This window comes from Pontibacter sp. T17 (genome assembly GCF_057219875.1).
Genome location: NZ_JBXVVW010000003.1, coordinates 52,450 through 73,997, shown reverse-complemented (window position 1 = coordinate 73,997; position 21,548 = coordinate 52,450). Strand labels below are relative to the sequence as shown.

Annotated in this window: 20 protein-coding genes; 10 read left to right on the top strand and 10 right to left on the bottom strand. The window is 60.1% G+C overall.

All coding sequences use genetic code 11. The features are described from left to right. The first annotated feature begins 101 nt into the window (after positions 1–101). Entirely contained in the window at positions 102–521 is a 420-nt protein-coding gene (locus tag AC2D8O_RS13575; RefSeq protein WP_484679387.1) for a hypothetical protein, read from the top strand. A 93-nt stretch (positions 522–614) separates the two neighbouring features. Then, positions 615–1,280, top strand: a complete 666-nt coding sequence (locus AC2D8O_RS13570) for a hypothetical protein (protein WP_484679386.1) — start codon at positions 615–617, stop codon at positions 1,278–1,280. Between the two features lie 19 nt (positions 1,281–1,299). Here the strand turns inward: AC2D8O_RS13570 and AC2D8O_RS13565 are convergent, their stop codons facing one another. Then, the gene (locus AC2D8O_RS13565) at positions 1,300–1,443 is read right to left on the bottom strand and encodes a hypothetical protein (RefSeq protein WP_484679385.1); all 144 of its coding nucleotides are present in this window, start codon (positions 1,441–1,443) and stop codon (positions 1,300–1,302) included. A gap of 174 nt (positions 1,444–1,617) precedes the next feature. On the opposite strand from AC2D8O_RS13565, the gene AC2D8O_RS13560 reads away from it, so the two are divergent. Beyond that, on the top strand, positions 1,618–4,026 hold the full coding sequence (locus AC2D8O_RS13560; RefSeq protein ID WP_484679384.1) for a TonB-dependent receptor: 2,409 nt from the start codon (positions 1,618–1,620) through the stop codon (positions 4,024–4,026). A 355-nt stretch (positions 4,027–4,381) separates the two neighbouring features. On the opposite strand, the gene AC2D8O_RS13555 is transcribed toward AC2D8O_RS13560, so the two are convergent. Genes AC2D8O_RS13555 through AC2D8O_RS13545 form a run of 3 tightly spaced genes read right to left on the bottom strand, consistent with a single transcriptional unit; the run spans position 4,382 to position 6,828 of the window. Further along, the gene (locus AC2D8O_RS13555; RefSeq protein ID WP_484679383.1) at positions 4,382–5,128 is read right to left on the bottom strand and encodes a hypothetical protein; all 747 of its coding nucleotides are present in this window, start codon (positions 5,126–5,128) and stop codon (positions 4,382–4,384) included. 24 nt (positions 5,129–5,152) lie between these two features. Continuing rightward, positions 5,153–5,947, bottom strand: coding sequence for a hypothetical protein (locus AC2D8O_RS13550; protein ID WP_484679382.1), 795 nt, complete (start codon positions 5,945–5,947; stop codon positions 5,153–5,155). 20 nt (positions 5,948–5,967) lie between these two features. Then, on the bottom strand, positions 5,968–6,828 hold the full coding sequence (locus AC2D8O_RS13545; RefSeq protein ID WP_484679381.1) for a hypothetical protein: 861 nt from the start codon (positions 6,826–6,828) through the stop codon (positions 5,968–5,970). Positions 6,829–6,941: 113 nt separating this feature from the next. On the opposite strand from AC2D8O_RS13545, the gene AC2D8O_RS13540 reads away from it, so the two are divergent. Continuing rightward, complete coding sequence (locus tag AC2D8O_RS13540; protein WP_484679380.1) at positions 6,942–7,670, top strand: hypothetical protein; 729 nt, start codon at positions 6,942–6,944, stop codon at positions 7,668–7,670. A 17-nt stretch (positions 7,671–7,687) separates the two neighbouring features. On the opposite strand, the gene AC2D8O_RS13535 is transcribed toward AC2D8O_RS13540, so the two are convergent. The 3 genes from AC2D8O_RS13535 to AC2D8O_RS13525 all read right to left on the bottom strand — a co-directional run bounded on the left by AC2D8O_RS13535 (position 7,688) and on the right by AC2D8O_RS13525 (position 12,157). Continuing rightward, positions 7,688–8,983, bottom strand: a complete 1,296-nt coding sequence (locus tag AC2D8O_RS13535) for a hypothetical protein (protein WP_484679379.1) — start codon at positions 8,981–8,983, stop codon at positions 7,688–7,690. Positions 8,984–9,964: 981 nt separating this feature from the next. Then, positions 9,965–11,203: a toprim domain-containing protein gene (locus AC2D8O_RS13530; protein WP_484679378.1), complete on the bottom strand. Its 1,239-nt coding sequence runs from the start codon at positions 11,201–11,203 to the stop codon at positions 9,965–9,967. Positions 11,204–11,245: 42 nt separating this feature from the next. Continuing rightward, positions 11,246–12,157, bottom strand: a complete 912-nt coding sequence (locus AC2D8O_RS13525) for a GIY-YIG nuclease family protein (protein ID WP_484679377.1) — start codon at positions 12,155–12,157, stop codon at positions 11,246–11,248. A gap of 207 nt (positions 12,158–12,364) precedes the next feature. Between AC2D8O_RS13525 and AC2D8O_RS13520 the strand changes: the two genes are divergently transcribed. The 4 genes from AC2D8O_RS13520 (at position 12,365) to wecB (ending at position 17,213) form a co-directional block, all read left to right on the top strand. After that, a complete protein-coding gene (locus AC2D8O_RS13520; RefSeq protein ID WP_484679376.1) occupies positions 12,365–13,093 on the top strand; it encodes a hypothetical protein in 729 nt (242 codons plus the stop codon). 387 nt (positions 13,094–13,480) lie between these two features. After that, positions 13,481–14,728: a polysialyltransferase family glycosyltransferase gene (locus tag AC2D8O_RS13515; RefSeq protein ID WP_484679375.1), complete on the top strand. Its 1,248-nt coding sequence runs from the start codon at positions 13,481–13,483 to the stop codon at positions 14,726–14,728. A gap of 116 nt (positions 14,729–14,844) precedes the next feature. Then, a complete protein-coding gene (locus AC2D8O_RS13510; RefSeq protein WP_484679374.1) occupies positions 14,845–16,077 on the top strand; it encodes a glycosyltransferase in 1,233 nt (410 codons plus the stop codon). Continuing rightward, positions 16,074–17,213, top strand: a complete 1,140-nt coding sequence (wecB, locus tag AC2D8O_RS13505) for a non-hydrolyzing UDP-N-acetylglucosamine 2-epimerase (RefSeq protein WP_484679373.1) — start codon at positions 16,074–16,076, stop codon at positions 17,211–17,213. Before AC2D8O_RS13510 ends, wecB begins: the two co-directional genes overlap by 4 nt. A gap of 31 nt (positions 17,214–17,244) precedes the next feature. Here the strand turns inward: wecB and AC2D8O_RS13500 are convergent, their stop codons facing one another. From AC2D8O_RS13500 to AC2D8O_RS13490, 3 genes are read right to left on the bottom strand one after another with little or no spacing between them, the layout of a single operon-like run. After that, positions 17,245–17,973, bottom strand: a complete 729-nt coding sequence (locus tag AC2D8O_RS13500) for an acylneuraminate cytidylyltransferase family protein (RefSeq protein ID WP_484679372.1) — start codon at positions 17,971–17,973, stop codon at positions 17,245–17,247. A gap of 40 nt (positions 17,974–18,013) precedes the next feature. Further along, positions 18,014–18,919 (bottom strand): Gfo/Idh/MocA family oxidoreductase, encoded by a 906-nt coding sequence (locus AC2D8O_RS13495; protein WP_484679371.1) that lies wholly within the window; start codon positions 18,917–18,919, stop codon positions 18,014–18,016. Then, on the bottom strand, positions 18,916–19,833 hold the full coding sequence (locus AC2D8O_RS13490) for an aldo/keto reductase (protein WP_484679370.1): 918 nt from the start codon (positions 19,831–19,833) through the stop codon (positions 18,916–18,918). Before AC2D8O_RS13490 ends, AC2D8O_RS13495 begins: the two co-directional genes overlap by 4 nt. 275 nt (positions 19,834–20,108) lie before the next feature. On the opposite strand from AC2D8O_RS13490, the gene AC2D8O_RS13485 reads away from it, so the two are divergent. Continuing rightward, entirely contained in the window at positions 20,109–20,630 is a 522-nt protein-coding gene (locus tag AC2D8O_RS13485; protein ID WP_484679369.1) for a hypothetical protein, read from the top strand. A gap of 118 nt (positions 20,631–20,748) precedes the next feature. Next, the gene (locus tag AC2D8O_RS13480; RefSeq protein WP_484679368.1) at positions 20,749–21,153 is read left to right on the top strand and encodes a hypothetical protein; all 405 of its coding nucleotides are present in this window, start codon (positions 20,749–20,751) and stop codon (positions 21,151–21,153) included. The last annotated feature ends 395 nt before the right edge of the window (positions 21,154–21,548 follow it).

Below are 21,548 nucleotides of genomic sequence, written 5' to 3'. Positions count from 1 at the left end.
TCGACCCTGAAGCCCCTGACCGACCAGAAGGAAGCGCAGGAAAACCTGGACGCCCTGGTAAAAGAACTGACCCGCAAACTCACCCCTAACGCCCGCCGGAAATGAGCAAGACCGCCGCCGCCAAGAAAAACAGCCTCTCGATGATCGAGCAGCTGCAGAGCCTGACGCAGGACAACAGCCTGGCGCAGGACCTCATCCCGCCGAAGCCGACCACCGTGCTGGAGCGCACCGCCAAGTCGCCCAAAACAGCCGACAAGCCCACTGCCAAAGCCACCACTGCGCCCGCCGTGGCCGAAGCGCCCACCGAGGCAACGAGCCTGAACACGCGCCCCACGGCCCGCCGCCACCAGACGTCCATCTACATTTCGGCCGAGACGCATGCCTTTATGAAGCAACTGAGCACCATCACGGGCCGGGAAATCAGCTCGCTGACGGAGCAGATCATCGCCGAGTGGCGCAGCGCTAATCAGGAGCAGCTGCACGCCATCGTAGAGCAGTTCAAGCAGCGCCTGACGCTCTGAGGGGAGGGGAGGGGGGCACCTGCGCGATGAAATGAGCGAAGGGAACGGCTGTGCCACCTCCGAATGCCTTTACATGACCCCTCTGCGTTGACGATGAAAACCTACTACTTGGTCCGATATGTAGGGCGGCGCTTCCAAGGCTACCTGCTGAACCACTACAGCGACGATACCTTTGCCAGCGAAGGCGGAGCCGCGCTGGTGTTTCCAGACATAAACACCGCACACAGCTATCTGGTAGGCCTGGCCGAACCGTTTCGGCTGATTACCAGCGGCCTTAAGTTGAATCACACGCGATTCAGCAAAAAACTGATGCGTAGAAACAGGGCTTATACTGCCCTGCACCAGAACGTGGATGCGTACTTCGTCATCATGGACGCGGTCTGCCAGCTGGGTTCGGCCCCGTGGCAACAGGATGCCTCGTACCTGCTGCACCTGCTGATATCGCCCGAGTACGGCGTGCGTAAAACCAACGCACACATGCGGGCTACCGTATTGACACATATTCTTCAGTTCGAAACACTTCTGCGGGCGTATCCCCGAAAAGGACGGGTACAGCGTGTGCGCAAAGCCAGTGCAGCCGTGGCCCTGTATGAGGAATTGCAGCAGGCGGCCGAAGAACTGAAACAGGTAAAAGCAGGGAAGCTGAAAGCCCGGCCTGTAACCAAGTTGCGGACTGAACTGAGAGCAGGTGCTAGCTGCTGCCACATGCCCTACATACTCAGTCCCGACGCTGATACACGGCATCCGCAAGGCGGATAAGCGTACGCAACGGTACCGACTACCCCTCCAGCGCCATGGAGTTGGCAACCATGCGAATAGACTGCTTGCGCCATTCGCGGTCGGTAAAGTGCATGGCACTCCCAAGCGTCTGCCCGGCATGGGCAGCCCGCACGAGCTGTACAGGGCGTGGGGAACGGTTCATGTCTGCAAATGTATGAAAGGGTAACGGTTGACAGTAGCCAAAGCGTATCTGATGACTGTTCATGTAGGCGCAACCCTAGCACAAGAATTATTGCCCACTCCCCTCCCTCTGCGAGCCCTCCGCCCCTGATTCTCCTTCACTTTAACACTTCCTTTTACTAGGTTCGGGGCCCGTATGACCCGCCTGACGCCCATTCTGTTCCTGCTGCTGCTGGCAGGCCCGCTCCTGCATGCCCAGCAACCGCGCACCGTCACCCTGCGCGATGCCGCCACCCGCGACCCCCTGCCCGGGGCCACCCTCCGCTGGGCCACTGGCGGCGCCGTCACCAACGCCCGCGGCCAAGCCAACCTGCCCGCCTCTCTGACCCCCACCGACACCCTGACCCTGCACAGCGAAGGCTACCAGACCCTGCGTCTGCCCCTGGCCGCACTGGACGCGCAGGGTGGGGTAGTGGCGCTGGAAGAACGGCAGATAGACCTCGACGCCGTTGTCATCACGGCCAGCCGCTGGGCCGAGCGCCAGAGCGATGTGCCCCAGAGCATCAGCCGCATCCGCGCCCGCGACATCGCCTTCTACAATCCGGCGTCTACCCCCGATGTACTGAGCCACACCGGCAAGGTGTACGTGCAGAAGAGCCAGCTGGGCGGCGGCAGCCCCATGGTCCGCGGCTTCTCGGCCAACGGCCTGCTGCTGGTGGTAGACGGCGTGCGGTTGAACAATGCCATTTACCGCGGCGAAAACCTGCAAAACTCCATCATGATCGAAGGCCCCGCGCTGGAGAACGTGGAAGTGCTGTTTGGACCGGGGTCATCGCTGTACGGCTCGGATGCACTGGGCGGGGTGCTGAGCTTCAACACCCAGCGGCCGTACTTCAGTCCGACCGACACGGGGCTGGCAGTGTCAGGCGAGGGGTTTGCCCGCTGGGCCAGTGCGGCCAACGAGCGCACGGGCCACCTGTCGCTGTACGTGGGCGGCAAGCGCCTGGCCTCGTACACCTCGCTGACCGTGAGCGACTTCGACGACCTGCGGACGGGCAACATCCGCTCGCCCTATGACCCGGCCTTCGGGCGGCGCGACTGGTACGTGGAGCGCATCGGTGGCCGCGATTCGGTGGTGCGCAACGCCGACCCCAACGTGCAGCGGTTCTCGGGTTATACGCAGTACAACCTGCTGCAGAAACTGCGTCTGCGCCTGTCGCCCCGCGCCGAACTGCACTATGGCCTGTACTACACCACTTCCAGTGACATCCCGCGCTACGACCGCCTCATCGAAACCCGCAACGGCCTGCCCCGCAACGCCGAGTGGTACTACGGCCCCCAGCGCTGGCAGATGCACACCCTGGGCGCCGAACTGAAACAGGGCGGCTTCTTCGATGAGGCCCGCTTCACCGCCGCCTTTCAGGACTACACCGAGAGCCGCAACGACCGCCGCTTCCGCAACAACACACTCCGTACCCAGTTGGAGCAGGTGCGTATGCTGAGCCTCAACGCCGACCTGAAGAAAGAGCTGCGCGAGGGGCTGGAACTGTACTATGGCCTCGAAGGCTGGTGGAACGGCGTAACCAGCACTGCCACCAACCGCAACATCATGACGGGCAGCGTAGACCCCACCGGCACCCGTTACCCCGATGGCACCAACGACGTTTACAGCGCCGCTGCCTACGCCTCGCTGGTGTACAAGCCCACCGAAAAACTGACCCTTACCAGTGCGGCCCGCTACACCTGGTATGCCCTGCGCAGCACGTTCGTAAACAAGGCGTTCTTCCCGCTGCCGTACGACGAACTGCGGGTGCGGACATCGTCGCCGACGGGTGGGGTGGGCGTGGTGTACAACCCCGGCCATGCGTGGCGCTTCACGGCCAACGCAGCGGTGGGCTTCCGTGCCCCCAACGTGGACGACGCCGGCAAAGTGTTTGACAGCGCGCCGGGGCTGGTGGTGATGCCCAACGACGGCATTGCCCCCGAATATGTCTACACCGTAGAAGCGGGCGTGAGCAAGACCTGGGAAGGCCGGTTCACCGTGGGCGGCGAGGTGTTTCACAGCTGGATAGACGGCAGCATCGAACGGCGGCCCTTCCGCTACCAGGGGCAGGACAGCCTGGTATACGACGGCGTGAACAGCCAGGTGCTGGCCAATGTGAATGCCGGCCGCGCCTACGTGTGGGGCTTTACCCTGACGGTGAGCCTGGACCTGACCGAGCACTTCAGCCTGCGCAGCGTATACACCTGGCAGGACGGACGCAACCGAAACACTGGCTATCTGGTGCGGGCGGTGCCACCCAGCTATGGCCGCACCAGCTTGCGGTGGACACAGGGCCGTCTGCGGGCCGAACTGGCCGCCGACTACGCCGCCTGGCGCACCTTCGACCAGCTGCCGCCCGACGAACAGGCCAAAGTGATTTACAGCACGCAGGGCAGCCCCGCCTGGTGGACGCTGAACCTGCGCACCAGCTGGCGCCTGACACCCCACCTGCGGCTGGATGCCAGCGTGGAAAACCTGCTGGACGTGCACTACAGGCCGTATTCCAGCGGCATCAGTGCGCCGGGGCGCAACCTGCTGCTGGCCCTGCGCGCCAGTTTCTGAGAGGGGAGGGTAGGGGGACCGAGAACGCTAAAAGCCACGTCATTTCGAGCGCAGCGAGAAATCTACTTTTGGGCGACTCGTCGCCCGGCACGTACGTACACTCTGGCCTTCTACGGAGGCCCCAGTTAGATTTCTCAGGGAGGCTCCGCCAACCTTCGAAATGACGTAGCTTCTTTGATTAATTCTGACAAAACAGGAGGCGCTCCAACAGATTTATTCGCAGTGCTCGAAATGACGTGGTTGGGGATGCAAGCAGGTTGTCACTTCGCAGCGAGGGTACCGAGTGGAGAAGTCGCCTGGAGACGCAAAGAGGGTTTCTCCGCTTCGCTACGAAATGACAGAAAAGCGTTCTGGCCTAACCCAGATAGGGATTGAAGACGATGCGGGCAAGCCTGCCGTCGGTGAAATGCAGTTCCAGCGTAGCGGTTACCTCGGTGGCACTCAGTAAAATGCCGCCCTCATACTCGCAGACGGGCAGCAGCATGCCCTTGAGGCAGCGGCGCACTTCGTCGCGGGTCATCCCCACGCGAATGCCGTTGTACAGTGGCAGCTGGGGGGTTCGGAGGTCGAACCAGAGCAGGCTGTAACTCCCTCTGGCGGGGCCGTCGGTACTTCTGTGCAGGGCAAAAGAAGAAGAATCGGGCAGGCCGACGGTGAACACCGAGTCACAATCGCTGGTGCAGCCCTCGAAGAGTAGCCCGCCACGCACATAGGCCAAACCGCCCAGTCGGCGGCCCAGCGCTTCCGGATTCGGCAGGTTCTGGAACATCGCATTTGACGCCAACGGGTCATAGGTAAGCCGCTGGTCGGCACTGACCCGCGGGTGGTTGCTGCAATCGGCAATACCGGCTTTGGCCAGCGAATCGCAGAAAGCAGCGCGCACAGCCTGATTTTCCGACAGAAAAGCCCCCCACGAAGGTGACTTCAGCGCCTGATCACAAAACGCATTTGTGAGAAAAGGAGGGACAGGGGTGGAGTCGGCCCCCATCCAGTTGGCCGGATTGGTATCGGGCGGCCAGACTTCTGATGCCTGCTGCGTAGCCTTTCTTTCGCCACAGGCAACAGCCGCCAGCAGCACCAAAAACAGGAGGATAATGCGCATGGGAAGGATGGAACAGAGAAGGACTCAGCCCTGATAGACGCTGCTGCTGATGCGGTAAACGGTATCGGCGCGGAGGAAGAACGTGAGTCTGTTCATATCCTGGTAATCGCCAATAACTACCAGGTTGTCGAACTCCAGCATGGGGTACACCAGCTGGCTCAGTTGCTTCACTACGTCGCGGCGGTGCGAACCTACCCGCAGGCCACCACGCACTGGCAATTGGGGAGTGAAAACGTCGCAGGAAATGAGGTCCATCCGGCCTGCATCCAGAGGCTTTCCCGAAGGATCACGGCGGGCAAAAACGCGTCGAAAGGGCAGGATGGTGCTATCGGGAAAACGAAGGGTATAAAGCGAGTCGGGGTAGTCTTCATAGCCGGGAAAAGGCTCTACCTCCATCCGCCAGGGCTGGCCTACCAGTTGGGCACAGGGCAGGAAGGAAGCCGAATTGGCGCCGGTCAGCAGATCCTCGCACGCAAAAGGGTTTCGTACCAGCGTCCAGCTCTCCTGCAACTGTGGGTTCTGCTCGGGGGTAGCGTCCTGAAGTTGAGTCCACTGGGATGCAACCGCCTTTAGGTTGTGGCTGCGCAGGGCCCCAGTATTGGAATAGCCCCGCAAGACATCAATACCGTACAGCGTGCGGAGGGTATCGCTCGCAACCCTGGGCGAGTCGGACTCGGCATTCCCGCGTGCCTGCTCGGGCGACGGAAGGCCGACGGCAGGGGTGCTGTCGGCAGCAGAGGCGACCTGCTGTTGTGGTACACGGTTTTCACCACAGCCTACAGCGGCCAGTAGGAGAAGGGATAGGAGATAACGGCGCATGAAACGAAAAGAAGTGGCGTTCAGCCCTGATAGACCCCACTGCGGATGCAATAAACGGTATCGGCGCGGAGCAGGAAAGTAAGTACAGACATCGTTTGGAAGTCGCTGATCTGGATAAGGTTATCGAACTCCAGCACGGGATATACCTGATGGCGAAGCTGCTGCATCACCTCGCGGCGGTGCGAGCCTACCCGCAGGCCACCGCGTATGGGCAGCCGGGGGGTATAGATGCGGGCAGAGACAAACGCCAGCCGCCCCGGCAGATCTACCGTCCGATTACCCGCATCGTCCTGCCGTTCCACCCGCCAGCGCCGGAATTGCAGTACGGTGCTGTCGGTGAAATGCAGGCGGTACACCGAGTCGGGATAGGCATCTGCATCAGGGAAAACGGTGGCTTCCATGCGCCAGGGCTGGCCCACGAGCTGTGCATATGGCAATAGCGAGGCCAAATCCGCGCTTGTGCGCTGGTCTTCTAAGGCAAAAGGGTGCCACACCAGCAGAAAGGCCTCGCGCAGACGGGGGTTGTCGCGTTCCGACGCGCTTTCCATTTCCTGCCAGCGCGAGCCCACTGTGGCCAGATTATGGCTCCTGAAACCACTGGCCTTAACAGGCCAGTAAAGCGGTGGCACGTAATGGAAACGGGCACGCAGACTGTCCATCAGCGCCTGACGCGCCGCAGTCTGTGCCTCCAGCGAGTCACGCCGCAGCATATCAAGGCTGGGAGTAGTGGGTGCGTAGAAGCCGCTGGCGTCGGGCCCATAGGGCACATCAGGCGGGGGTAGGCTACCTTCCGTCTGTTGCTGCTGGGGCTGCTGTGGAGCCCGGTTTTCAGCACACGCCCAGAGCAGGAGCACTATCCCCAGAGAAACGGCAAAACGCATACGGAAAGATAGCAGCCAAACTGGACAACAGATGCCCCAAACGGGTCAAAAACCCCGCACTTAACACCCATTTTCCCGGCATTGTGCTAGATTCAGGCTCTCCACCTCCTGTTATGCAGACCCCACCCGTTTCGCCGACCCGGCACCCCATGCTCGGCACCGACTGGCCCGTGTACCTGCTGGGCCTCTACACACTGGCATTGGGCCTGTTTGAACTGATGCTCATCGGCGGCGCGTTCGACTGGCCCCTGAAAGCCCTGCTGCTGCTGGATGGCAGCGTGCGTGCAGGGTTTGCGCTGCTGCGCATGGCCGGAGCCGCCTACGCCGACAACCCCGAGATGCAGACCCGCGCCCGCCACCTGCCCATGAGTCTGGGCGAGGCCATCGGCTGGCTGCTGGACCGCCCCCTGCGGCAACAGGCACCCGAAGCCCCCCGGCGCTGGCAGCAGCTGCTGGGCCTGGTATTCGACGCCTTTCTGATAGGCGCGCTGGCCTTCGGCAGCATCAACTACCGGTTTCTGTTTCTGGCACGGCTGCTGTACTTTCTTTTGGCGCTGGACCTGCTCCGACAGTTGGGCCATGCCTGGCTGCTGCAACGCTACCCACAGCCCTCGCCCCTGCTCGACAGTCGGTCGGTACAGGTGCCCCGCGGTGCCGGACTGGTACTGCTGTTCATGGTGATGCTGCTGGTGCGTGGGGTGCTGCCTGCCTGGAGCCAGGGCGGACGCACCAGAGAACTGGTGTTCAGTAGCGTGCTGCTGCTGGTAACGGCCGGGCTGGGGCTCGTCTTCTATCCGGCCACCAAACACTGGCTGGCCCGCCTGTTGCAAAAGCTGGACTGACGAGCAATGCCTCTGCCTCAGCTGCCGGTCTTGCGGGGCAGCACGGGGGCGTAGTGGAAGATCTGCTGGAAGTGCTGCTGGTTGGCCAGTTCGAAGGGGTCAGACGGCTTCTCGAAGGCGAACAGCTGGGCGTCCAGATACGCCTGGTACTTGGCGCCGATGTCCTTGGGCGTGAACTTCCAACTCTGGAAATCGTAGTCGTTCACCTCGGCCAGCTCGGGTGCCAGCGTGCGGTACAGCTCCAAGAGGTTGCGTTCCAGTGTCTCGGAGAAAATCTTGCGGCGCTGGAGTATCCGCTCCTGTTCTGACAGCGAGGCCAGGTCGTGGAACGTAATGGACAGTGTGTAGGGGAACCGCTGCTCGGGCGTGGTGGCCACGAAGCGGTATTCGAACTGCCAGCCCGTGACCTCGTTGAGGATGTCCACCAGCTGCTTCATCTTGAACTTGCGCTTGCGCACGTCCGATACACCTTCCTTGCCCGTGAGGTGGGAGAGGGTGTTGAAGTCAATTTCGACGGTATTGGCCTGGTGGTCGTTGCGGGCGTTGTACAGACGCAGTTTGGTGCGCTCGCCCTCGAGGTAGAGGTACAGGCGCTGCAGGTTGATCTTACCCTGGCGCAGGGCGTTGTACGTCTCGAGGTTGAAGGTGGCGAAGCTCTTGGAGAGGTTGCCGATGATGTCGGGGTTGTACTCGAAACGGTAGTAGCGCTTGTCGCGGTTGCGGGGGTCGGTATAGAGGGTGAGGTTGCGCAGAATCTGCACCGATTCGAGGCGGAACGCCTGCAACGTGCGCGAGTGGCTGGGCAGGGGCCGTGTGAAGGCCAGCGCCTGCGACGACAGGCGGAACAGCGCGTTTTCCAGCACCGAGTCCCACACGAAGGCTTTGTCGGGGGCCTGCTTGTCTACGGGGTTGGCGTGCTTGCGGAACAGGTTGGCCTTGTCGTAGCGCATGGTGCGGCCGAAGTGGTTGGGCTCCAGCTGGCCGCTGTTCAGGAGGTCGGGCGTCTGCAGGGCGTAGGAGATATATACCACGAGGTCGCGGCAGAGCTGCTCGTCTTCGCCAAACTGGCTGAAGTCGAGGACGTTCTGGGTAAAGTTGCGGTCCAGCCGGTGCAGCTTGTCGATGGGGCCGGTGGCGGTGGCATTGGCGGCGAGGAGGTCGCGCTTGCCACGGGTGCGGGGCTTGCCCACCGCCCGGCTCTGGGGCACCGCGGGCGCCGAGAGATTGAGCAGACTCAGCTGTTGCACGGGTTCGGCCTGGGCCGATGCGCCGGTACGGGCGTCCTGGGGCTGTAGTTCCGGAGTAAGGCTCACAACGGCGGCAGGGTGAAAGGATGAAAAGCAATGCGCCCGGTGCTGAACACACCACTTGCACTGCCAAACTTCCACTCATTGCACAACTTTGCGCTAGACATTCTCACTTACTTTTCCACGTCCGCTAGACACGTGGAAAACGCTTCTGTGTATTCCGTTAGACATTTTGGCAGACAATCGTTGTTGCAGCGGGGACACCGTGAAGGCGATTTTTGACGTATCGTGAATACGCTCTATGCAACTCGGACCATTGTTCCCGATTTCACACCCTTAAGCCCGATCAGCTGCCAAAAGACCTATTCATGTAGCAGCGGGAACACCCAACCATTTTCATTCCCTGTTGTAATATCTAATCTATGTATGTATTTCTATTTATATAGAAGTGGCCGTTGGAACAAGGTTGTTGGAGCGGGAAAATCGCCGATTCTGCGCTATAACAGGTTAATAAATAGCGCTTTGGTCTGACAGATGTCGTACGGATATTTTTCCCCGCTGCAACACAGGCTGAAGTCTGTCTGTTCAGCGCAGTAAGTCAGGCCAGACGCAAGTGTATCAGCAGGTTAGGGATAGGAGCCAGGGCCGTACCGCTGTGTTCCCGTTGCAACAGGGGTGGTGAAAAGCGTCCCCGATGCAACACCGGTCTGTCCTCGTTCCAACACCAGTGCATTCCCGGTGGTACAGCGGTGTCTCAACGTGTCTAACTGCATCGTTTTGAAGGCTGCCTACTGGGTGTTCCCGTTGCAACAACGCTTTGTTCCCGTTGGTACACGGGTCTGTTCCCGTTTCCACACCCCAAAATTCCCGTTGCTACAACGGTGGAGGCCTTTCATCCGTCAGTCCGTCGTGCCTTGTGTTCCCGTTGCAACAGCAGTCTGTTCCCACTCCAACACCGGTTGTGTTCCGCTTGCAACAACGGTATGCAAGCGGAACACCCACTGGAAATCCCCGCGTTAGACGGGCAGCTGGGAGCAGGTCAGGCTGTCAGTGGCGTGCAGGGCGGGCCAGCAGCTGGTCGTTCCAGTCCTTGGCGCGGGGCCGTTCCCGCACAAGCAGCGTGGCTGGCCGCACACTGCGGATGAAAGCCTCCAGCCGCTGGCGCGTGTCAGGGTCGCTGTTCAAACGCACCTCCCAGCTCAGCGGGCCGGTGGGCACCAATGCCGGAGCCAGCAGCAGCGAATGGGCAAACGCCGCCTGCCACTGCGCCTGCATCCACTGGTCGGCCGCTTCGGCGGGGGTAGCCGGGGCGGGTTGAACGCTCAGCCGCAACAGCCACTGGTGACTGCGCAGCAGGCCCACGCGCACTGCCACTGTGGCGGGCAGGTCGCCGGGGCGGGGCAGGCGCACTTCCTGTCGCGGCGGACCCAGCAGTCCCAGGCACGCCAGGCTGTACCGCTCGCCGGTGGTGTCGCTGTCGAAGGCCAGCAGCACCTCGCGGGGTTTGTGCTGGTCTATATACTGTTGCATCAGCGCCAGCTGCGGGGCGGCCAGCTGCCCGTTGGTAGCCAGATACACTGTGGTGGGCGTGTAGGCTTTGCCGCGGATCAGGGCATGCGCCAGCGCATCCAACGGGCTCTCTACCAGCACAAAGCGCAGCACATCGCGGCCGCTGGGCCAGTTGGAGTTCCACAGCCCCAGCGCCTTGCGCGAGCCCGCCTGTGCGCCCTTGAAGGCAGGGCCTTTCAGTTCGAGGCCTACGACGGTATCCCCCGCCCGAATGGGGAAGGCAACGCGCGGCCCGGTGGGGTGGGGCACCTGCCCCAGTGTGTTGGCGAAAAGCGGACTGTCGAGCACCGCGTCTGTCAGGCCCCGCTGGTGCAGGTAGGCCCGCACGCTACCCAACGGCTGCCACTGGAAGCTGGGCAGAGGACTGGTTTCAAGCTTGGCATCATCAGCCGAGAAGGCAGGGGGGCGGGCCGCACTTGCTGGGGCATTGCCCATGACAAAGGCCACGGCCTCCAGAAAGGGCAGGCCCAACCGATTCATCACCAGGTTATAGATGTCGCCGCGGTCGTCGGGCTGGTAGGGGTTGATGTAGATCCAATGGCCATGCGGCGGCAGGCGGTGCACCAGCAGCAGGTCGGTGGGGGAGTGGGGGCCGCGGTAGGCGCGGCGGGTGGCGTCGGAGCGGGCGCGCAGGGGCTGGTACCCCAGGCGGTCGCAGGCAAACTGCCCGAGGTCGAGGTCGGTCTTCCAGCGGTCGAGCGCGGCGCGGTCGGGCATGGGGCAAAGATAACGGGAGTGGGGCGCAGTCACCCGATGTTCTCAGCCGTCGACCTGCCCGGCGGCTTCCTCCTGGTATTGCTTCAGGGTTTTGCCCTGTGCGTCCTTCCACTCTATGCGGCCATTGGAATTCCGACCCAGAATCACTCTGGCGGCAGCAGAGGGCGAGGGAAATGCATAGTCCTGCTTGAAGTAATAGTACAGCCCCATGCTGTCGGGTACCACTACCCCTTTGTCTATCAGGTTGTAACGTTGCTGCATCAGGTCGCGAGTGGCGCTGGGCAAACCTTCCTTAACCATCCGGCTGTCCTGCTGCACGGTAAACCCGCTGCTCGACTCCCAGCCATGCGCCAGCACCGTGCCCCGGGCTGTCAGCTGGTACATCACACGGGGTGCATCAGGCATCTGGGGGTCGGTGGGAGGGTTACTGGCCGGGCGCTGTAGGACATCGAAGAAGTCGAAGCCCACCACTGGCAGGCAGGAGTACAGCTCCTCCAGGTAATGGTCGCAGTAGTCGCGGTCGGCATCCGAAAGCGTGGGCAGCTGCATGGCGTTGCGGTTGTCGAGGTTACAGCGCCGCGCCTCCTTGGCGCGCTCCAGCAGCATGGCTTCGAGGTACTGAATGTGGGCTTTGTTGAGCCGCAGGTCTGCCGACCAGAAGCAGTAAACGGTGTCCCAGAAGTCCTTGCTGGCGTGGTGGCTGCGGAGGCGGGTTTCGATGGGGTCGCCCTCGCCGATGTAGAGCGTAGGCAGGTCGTTGTCGTCGCGCTCCTCTGTGCCTACCAGCACATAGACGCCGACTTTGGAGCCGCGGGCAAAGTAGTCCTGTATCTGGCCGAAGAGCGAGCGCGAGCACACCATGATGGTGCCCGTCCAGTTGGACTTGCTGATGATGCGCATGCCCTTGGGGTCGCCGTGGGGCATGTAAACCTGTATGTCGTAACCGCGTGGCATGAGAAGGGAGAATGCGCGGCAATATGGGCGTAAAAGCAGGACTGCGGCACAGTTCAGTAGAAAAATGCCAAGACTGGATTCTTAATTACTTTACATAAGATAAATTATATAATTTCTACTTCTTGCCATATTCCTACATTCGTTGTTAAACGAGCGCCTATCCAGATGCCTCCCAAAATTCTTTGCCTACTGCTGGCACTCTCCCTGATGACCTCCCAGGTGTTCGCGCAGCGCATCTACAGCCGTCCGATCACCCTCGATGCAGCTGGCCAAGCCCTCGCTTCTGACCGCCAGTTTGTGCCTTATACCACCTTTTGGAAAGGCGACACAATGACGGTATTTAACACTCACAAAGACGGTCCACATACCGCCGTTTTTCTGCTGGACCGTCCTGTCGGCATGCTTCGCCTCCTCTCCAACACACCTGCAACGGCCTGGGCCGCAAGACAAGACCTGTATGCCCTGACCGACACCAGCTTGAGTGCTCAATACCTGCCAGAGCTGCTGCTGCTAAACAACGGCACCCGTCTGCAGGCCATCCCCGGCACCCTCTTCAACTACCTGCACCCATACCAGTATGTACGCCTGGCCCACATCGGGCGCACGCTGGTGCTGTCAGCTAACTATCTAAGGAAGAAAGAAATGGCCTATTTCACTTCTGTCCGCATCTTCAGAGACGAAAGGGAAACAACGCTATCAGGACAGGAGTTACTGGGGGTAGATGCCGCCAACAACACGCTCTTCCTCTACCATGAAGCAAAGAAAACACTGTCGACGTACAGTCTGGCACAGGGATGTACAACGGTGCAGGCGGCTGCAGGTGCCAATCTGTACATGGCAAAACTGCTGGCACAGCCGACCCCAAACGAGGTGCTGATAGTCCTCGACGAACTACCGGGAGCAACTCCAGCCGCACTTCTAGTTTCCTTCCAATGATGGCTGAACCGTCACAGAAACCTCGCGAAAAGAGTCTAGAAGACATCCGGCAGATGCTGAAGTAAACTACTCATTTCAGTAGTTGCATAGAGCAGGATGCCGGATTCCCCCTGCGGCCCAGACCCTGAAAGCCCGGCAGACAGCCAGACACTGGTATTCAATGGTTCGGATTTTCAATTGTTGCCAACCGACAGGCAGCCCCGTCCTCCGGCCTAGATTGACACAGCCGAACCCAGGTGAAGGAAAATAAAGGCAGGCAGTGCCATGACTTGCAGAGCGCCCGCGGCAGCACCGCTGCCATCATCTGGCTACATTTCCGCCAGAACAGGCGCGGGCGGTGAAACGCATGCCCCGGCTGAGTAACTTCGCTGCCTGAACCCTAAACGCATGTCTGAAACCGCCGTCAGGAAACCCCGCATACTGGTTGTTGGCACAATTAACAGACCGGATATCGTGCGGATGTTTGATGAAGCAAAGCACAGCTGCGACCTCACCTTTCTGGAATACCGCTATAACTGGGGGATAGAGTCGAACCGCGAGATTTACAGCCCGTACGGGCGGCTGGTATGCTGGTCGGACTATGGCAATACCGTGCAGTTGCTGGACGATGTGCAGCCAGACAAGATTGTCTTCATTTTCGTTGAGTCCTACCTCCAGATTCTGCTCAATGCCATCGCCAAACGAAAGGGCATCCCGACACTGTACCTTGAGCATGGGATCCGGCTGCCCTACAAGTATCAGTTAGCCTACCGAAATAAAGCAGGATATAAAAAGGACACGCATACTCCCAGCCGCGAAGAACGCGTGCACATGATGCGCAACAACCTACACATGGTCAGGTCGATGCTCTCCGTCGGGTTTTCATTCTTCCGCCGCTTTGTCTCGCTACTGATTCGCAGCCGGCGGGAAGGCCATTCGCTCGAACTGCTCAGCGAGTTTGCCGCACTCCGCAGGGTAGACAGCTACATCAGTTTCTCCCCGATGATCTTTGAGTTTACCGAGCATTTCCTCCAGTTGGATCAGACTGCAAGGGTACACCATATAGGCATACCCCAGTTCGACCACCTCTTCCAACACAAGTCGGCGGCAGCACCGGAAAACGACACTTTGCTTTTTGTTGGCACGCAACTGCACAATGCCAACCTGCTGGGCTGGAACCCAGAGAACTACGGCGCATTCATTCGGGAATTGTTCATCCTCACCCGTTCAGAAAGGATAAACAAAATCTATTTGAAGCTACACCCTGGCGACAAGCATCCGATTTGGGACGAACTGCTGAAGGATCAACGCTTTGAAATCGTGACTGATGAAATGCTTCCTGAAGCCATCGCCAAAGCGGGTTTGACCATTGCCTTCTACTCCACCATGCTCCTCCCCATAGTGGTGCACCCCTCTTCGGTGGTATTCCTGCTGGAAATGCACCCAGCACCAGAGCCCGTTCTCCTGTCACAACAATTCGTCGATGCCCAGGTAGCGCACGTTGCCTACACGCTCGCCGAACTCAAAGACCTGATGACCCGCAGAGCTGAAATAGGTGCCATTCAGGCACAATACAAATCCGCCTTCGCGGAATACGCCCTCACCAGCACTGACGGGAAAGCCAAGTACCGTCTGGCAGAAATCCTGGCCAAGTGATGGCTGTACGCTGTCGGCCGACTGCCTGTCAGCCCGGCGCTCACCAGAATGCGCGAGCCCTTAAGCGCACTACATAGCCATATACCCCCTAACTTCACCCTCGAAACTACTATCCAATGAGCGCTGAGCTTAGAAAATCCATTCTGTTTGTCTCCATCGCTTTCCCGCCCAAGCTGGACCCGGAGGCAATTCAGGTGGCCAGGTACTTCAAGTACCTCGCGGCACAGAATGCATTGGATATCGATGTGGCAACCTCTGGTCCTACCCTCTGGATGACTGAAGATGCGCGCCTGGCCCATTATGGCGAAGGTGCCCGGCAGGTGGTCAAGGTGCCGATAACCGAGCCGAAGTACATTTCCATTCTGATCAACAAACTGTTCCGGGCCCTGCTGCTTTTACCCGATACCCGCCTCAGTTTTCATCTGCGCTGGAAGCGTGTGGTGGCCGCCCTGCAGAAGCGACCCGACATTGTCTATGCCCGGGCGTTCCCGCTCAGCTCGGTGCTGATGGGCTACAAACTGGCCCGGCATTATGACGCACCCCTGGTAATGCACCTGAGCGACCCCTGGGCCGACTCGCCCATCCTGCGTTTCTCGGGCCTCTCGCTGTGGTTTCAGAAGCTGTGGCAGAAGAAATGTTTCCAGTACGCCCGCTGGATCGCCGTAGCATCGCCCCGCATGCTGAGCTTCTACAAAGCAAAGTATCCCGAGTTCGGCGACAAGTTCGTGTACATGCCCAATGTGTACGACCCCGCCGACATCGCCCCACCAGCCCCCCAAGGCAACGCCACTGACCCGCTGACACTTGTATACACTGGCAGCCTCAACGGCCCCCGGCAACCGCTGGCCCTGCTTCAGGCACTGACCAAACTGCACCAGACCCAGCCAGACATTGCCAACAGGCTGGCAGTGCACATGGTAGGCCCATTCGACCAGACCGCCCTGAAACAGATTGCCGACGCCAACCTGCCCTTTGTCCACAACCACGGGCTGGTCCCTTTCAAGGAATCGCAGGAGTGGCAGCGCAAAGCCGACGTCCTGCTCATTATCGACAGCAGCGAAGACGACCCAGACAAGGCGCTGTTCTTCCCCAGCAAGATTCTGGACTACATGGTGGCGCAAAAACCCATTCTTTCTGTCACACCGCTGGGCAGCACCACCCGTGAGATTCTGGCAGGCCCCCACTACCATCATTTCGCGCACGCGGAGACCGACCTGATGGCAGAATGTATCGCGCAGCTGTTGGAAGAAAAAGCCAACACACAGGCGCAGTCAGCGCCCGGTCTTGACATCAAATACTCAGCTGAGCACAATGCCAAAAGGCTGCTCACTTTGCTCCAACAAGTATGAAAAAAATTGCCGTGGTGATTGGAACGCGCCCGGAAGCCATCAAACTGCTTCCGCTGGTGCATGCCTTCAACCAGCTGCCTGACGTGCGCTGCCTGTTGATTTTTTCGGGACAGCACAAAGAAATGGTCCAGCCACTCTTTGAGCTCTTTGACGTCCAACCCGACCTCCAGCTGGAAGTCATGGTCGAGAACCAAACGCTCAGCGGGCTGACGGCCCGGCTTATCACGAAACTGGATGAGGCGTTTGTGGCCGAGAAGCCCGACATGGTAGTGGTGCAGGGCGACACCACCACCTGCATGGCGGCCTCGCTGGTGGCACATTACCACAAAATCAGAATTGCGCATGTGGAAGCGGGCCTGCGCACCTACGACCTCTTCAGCCCGTTCCCTGAAGAAGCCAACAGGAGAATTACCGACGTCATTTCTGATATCCAGTTCACCCCGACGGATATCGCCACCCAGAACCTGGTTTCCGAGAAGTCAAAAGCCGAGATACACAACGTGGGCAACACCGTTGTGGATGCCCTCGAGCTGATTGTGCGAAAGGTGCAGAAAGACCCTGCGCCCTATGAAGAACGTTTCCAGCACATAGTAACGCCGAAGGCGAAAATTGTGCTCATTACCTCGCACCGCCGCGAGAACTTCGGGGCCGGGTTGAAGGAAATCTGTGACGCCATTGCAGAACTGGCCGACAGCCGCCCAGCCTACCGGTTCATTTTTCCTGTGCACCTCAATCCCAACGTACGCAGCATTGTGCACCAGAACCTGGGCCAGAAAGCCAACGTGTTCCTGCTGGACCCCCTGCGCTACGACGAACTGGTGTTCTTCATGCACCGGTCGCACATCATCCTCACCGATTCCGGCGGCATACAGGAAGAAGCGCCTACGCTGAACAAGCCCATTGTAGTGATGCGCGACACCACCGAACGGCCGGAAGGCGTGGCTGCGGGCTGTGCCATCCTGGCCGGAGCCAACCGAAAAGCCATTGTAGACGCGTTCACCCGCATCGACGAGTCGGCCGAGGTGTATCAGCAGATGGCCTCTGTGCCCAACCCGTACGGCGACGGCCAGTCGTGCCGCCGCATTGCAGAACTGTGCGTTAGTTACCTTCAGCAGAAGGTAGGCGCGCCAGCCTGATAACCCTACTCCTCGAAACGGCCCAGCGCCGTTAGCGGTTGCCTTTGGCGCCTTCCATCTGCCGCAGCAGCAGCGCCATCTCGATGTCCTCGTAGGTGTCTATGTCAATGGCGCGCTGCCAGGGCATCGGGAAAAACCGGTGGTCGGGGCCGTAGAACGTCTGCGATGCCAGCAGGGGCTGCACATTGGCTATCCAGGTAGCGCCCGTGGGGCAATACAGCTGGGGCAGGTCCTGCGACCGCACTGCGCCTTTCATCACTTCGGGGAACAGCGCCTCGGGGCGACCATCCGGCCCCACCTTGTGCGCCCACCACGGGTGAAACCAGCCGTAGTCGAAGCAGCTGAGCTGAAAATCGGCACCCGACTGCTCGAACTGCTGCATGGCGGCCAGTATGTCTGCGGCCGTACGCAGGGGGCACACCGCAAACAGCTGCACCACCGTATCGAAACGCCAGCCACATTCGGCTTCCAGGCGTTGCAGCGTCTCGGCAGTAGCCAGGCTCACGGGGCTGTGGTCGTCGCCAAACTGGTTGCGCAGAAAGGGCACCTCGGCCCCGTGCGCACGCGACACCTCGGCAATCTCGGCATCGTCGGTAGACACCACTATCTTGTCAAACAGGCCTGTTTCCTGAGCGGCTTCGATGGTCCAGGCGATAAGCGGCTTGCCGGCAAAGTCAATGATGTTCTTGCGGGGCACACGCTTGGACCCGCCGCGGGCGGGGATGATGGCGACAGTGGTACGGGCCTTGGCTGTAGACATGGCGGTAATGGGAAATCGGAGGCAGCGAAGATACAGGAGGTCAGCGGGAAGTCATGCCCAGCTCTATCAGCTGAACAACAGAAAGCGTCTCGGCACGTTCCAGCTGCTGCTGGCGCGTGTCAATCTGGTCCAGGAACGCGCGGATGGCAGCCCGGAAGGCGCTGAAGCTGTCGGCAAACTGATTCGTAACCTGCCCGCTGGTGCCAAACCAGTGCATACGGATGGGCACCGGCAGGCTGCCCACTGCGCCAAAACGCAGGTGCATGCCATTGTCCAGCGTAAGGGCCAGGGTAGTGCTGGTGCCTACGGTGGCGCTGGAATGTGCCGCTACCTGGCCCATCAGGCCCCGCTGCCGCAGCTGCGCCACCACCGGCTCTATGATGTGCACTGCGTAGGTAGGCCAGTACTTCGGCGTCACGGCGTCTACAAACTTCAGCTCGCCCAGCGAGGCCCACTCGGCATCGGTCAGTTGCAGCTCGGCGCCATAGCGCAGGGCCGAACAGGTGTAGATCTGCTCGGGATACTGTTGCAGGGCCAGCAGCGCCTCGGCATCGGCGCGGCTCAGGGCAAACGGCTTGTCGATGTACACCGGAATGCCCGCCTTGAGGAAAGGAGCCGCAAACCGGTAATGGTTCTGGGCATCGTCGCGGGCCAGCAGCAGGCCGTCTATCTGGCCGATCATGTCTTCGGGCTGGGCCACTACGTGCGCAATGCGCGAGGCAGCAGCTACATCGCGGCTCATGGCCTCGTCCTGCGTCCAGATGTGGGTGACGGTGGCCCGGTGCCCCAGTGAGTCGTCGGGCCACCGCTGCTGCGCCAGATATTGCGGAATCACCGGAAACGGGCAGCTGGCCATTGCCGCTGTGTCATAGCCGTTGCAGATGGCCGACCACGAGTACGGGTGTCCGTTGCCCTCGCTCATGCCGATAACGCCGAGTCGTATCATTGTGCCGATTGCTTTTTGGCTTCCAGGTATTTGTTCTTCTTCCACTTGAAGGGCAGCACCACTTCGTCGTTGGCGATGCCATAGGTGCGGGCCCATTCGGCGCAGCGCGGTGCCACCAGCGGCAGCAGGGCACGGTGTTCGAGGTTCAGGGCCAGCTGGGCGGCGTCCACCACCCCCACCACCACCACATCCACCCCGGGCGTAGCGGCTACGTAGGCCAGCAAAGCCTGATACAGGTTCCAGCCTTCCTGCGCGCACATCTGCTGGAAGGCCAGCAGCTGGGGCGGGGCAAAGCCGAAAAGCGACACCAGTTCGGCTTCCGTCAGCTGGGGCAGGCCCTGCAGAAACGCCGACCGCACGTGCACTTCCACGCCGCGGGCTTTCAGCTGGGGCAGCAGCGGCAGAAACCGGCCATCGAAGACGCTGAAGGGAATCTGGATGAGGTCGAAACAGCCTTCGGGGGCCTGGGCCAGCAGGCGCTCGGTCTGTTCGGGCGTGTACACCGAGAAGCCGATCTTCTGGATGCGGCCAGCGGCTTTGGCCGCGCGCAGTACCTCCAGCGACTCCGGCACCTGAAAGTAGGTTTCGCAGTCGTGGTAGATGTAGCCATAGAGATGGTCGGTCTGTAGGCGGCGGAAGGTCTCGGCCAGTTCGGCGGCGGGGTCCCAGCCCTCGCGGGGCGGGCGCAGCTTGCTGATGAGGCGGCTTTGTGGCAGGTGCTGCTGCCACAGTCCACCCAGCACTTCTTCCGAGGTGCCGTAGGCAGCGGCAGTATCCACCACCGTCAGGCCGCTGGCGGCACAGAGGTCCAGTATGCGGGCTACTTCCGGGGCAGGGGTCTGGCCACGGTCATTGGCGATGCCATAGTCCAGCCCAAACTGTACCGCGCCCAGCCCAATCGTTGCGTAAGGCATGACGGTTTATGCGTTGCGGTGGGGGTAAACGTTCATCGTAGCGATGTCTGGCCCCGCATTGGGGCGCGTAAAGGTAGGGAGAAACGGCGCTGCCCGTAGTGTGGGTGCCGATGTGCAAATAATCGCATCTTGGTGGCAAAGCCTCGCCTTCTGATGGCCCGGAAACCCCTGCTCCTGTCGGCTGGCGCATCACGCAGGTAGTATACTGTCAGATGGGCGGGTCTGTACGCCAGATTGTTTTGTCAAAAACAGCCATCTATATTGGCTGCCATACCATGAGAGCACTCCTCGTTCTTGCCCTTTGGTTACAGTGGGGCTCCACCGCGGCCGCACAGTCCTGCCACACGCTGCTGTTTCTGCCCACCAACTACCAACAGCGCTTTCGCGCGGAACCCACCCCCGACTTTGTGGAGGTTGACACCCTTGATGACGCCCCCACTTTCTACGCCCTTTTAACTGGCCGCACCCAGACAGCCGGCAACATCCTGCGGCTGGAAATCGGTAACCAACGGCTGGCCTACACTGACGACACAGCTGCCCTTGGCGATCTCCGGTTTCCGAGCTGTCGCCTTCAGCTCTTCGTCTTTCTGGAGGGCCAGCCGGAAAACAGGGCCTGGCGGCTGACACAGGAATTCTGCATCCAGCACACCACCTTTCGCAGGGACGCCCCGGGCGGTATCCTCGAACTGCAACTGCCCGAGAACGCCAGGCCTGTCGCCAATCGCCTGGCCGTCCGCCTGATTTATGAAGACGAAACCGTGTGGCAGCTGCTCACCCCTGATGCCGCCGATGAATAACCCCACCCTCCTGCACCCCACCGCCACAACCTGCAGCTATCGGAGCGGCTGCCAAGAACAGGGCCTGTAACCTCGCGACGCCCCCCTATTCCACTGCTCATATTCTCTGTCTACGTCCATGATGTCTCCCGAGGCCTTTTTTGCTTTCTGCAACGCCTGCTTCTCCTTTCTGGAAACTGAATTCCGGTTTGCGGTGAAAGAGGCAACGGCCAATGGGAATGCCTTCTACACCCTGCGGTATGGCAATGCCAGGTTGGAAATACAGATTGCACTGGAAAATGTGGCTGAGTTCCTTCAGGTGACGGTTTACGACCTTCGTTCGCCAGAAGCCGCCTCCGCCCGTCTGGGTACTCCGCTGGCCCAGCTGAACCAGCAGTACATGCCAGACATCAGCCCGGAAGCCAAACAGGCAAATCACGAAGCTTTTGCCGCCTGCACGGCCGCCACGCCGCTGGAGCGCAGCCTGCTGAAACAGGCCAAAGACCTGCGCCTGCTGCTCACTTCTGCCGCACTCGTGCCATGAAACTGCCACGCATCACCCTTCGCCATGCTGTGCCCTATCGGCTGGCCCTCTTTTCCTTACAGCATACAACGGCACAGCATGCTGCCAACACTACCGCACCGACAAATGGTGCCAGATACTGTAAAGTTTAACATTTAACTTTATATTGCCTCTATATCCACGCGGACTCAGACGCCTCAAATAAATTTTATATTTCAAAAATGCTTTATTCCAAGGAGAAAGATCTGAATTATCTGTGGCTGTTCGTAATTATATTAATTCTAATAGCGGCTATTACAGTGCCACTTCCATCTCCTATTGATAGGATCGTAAAAAAACGTGAAGAAGTATGTGCATTTTACAGACTAGAACTGAACGAGCCTATTTCCTCGTTCGCACAGGAAAGAAGGGGGCAT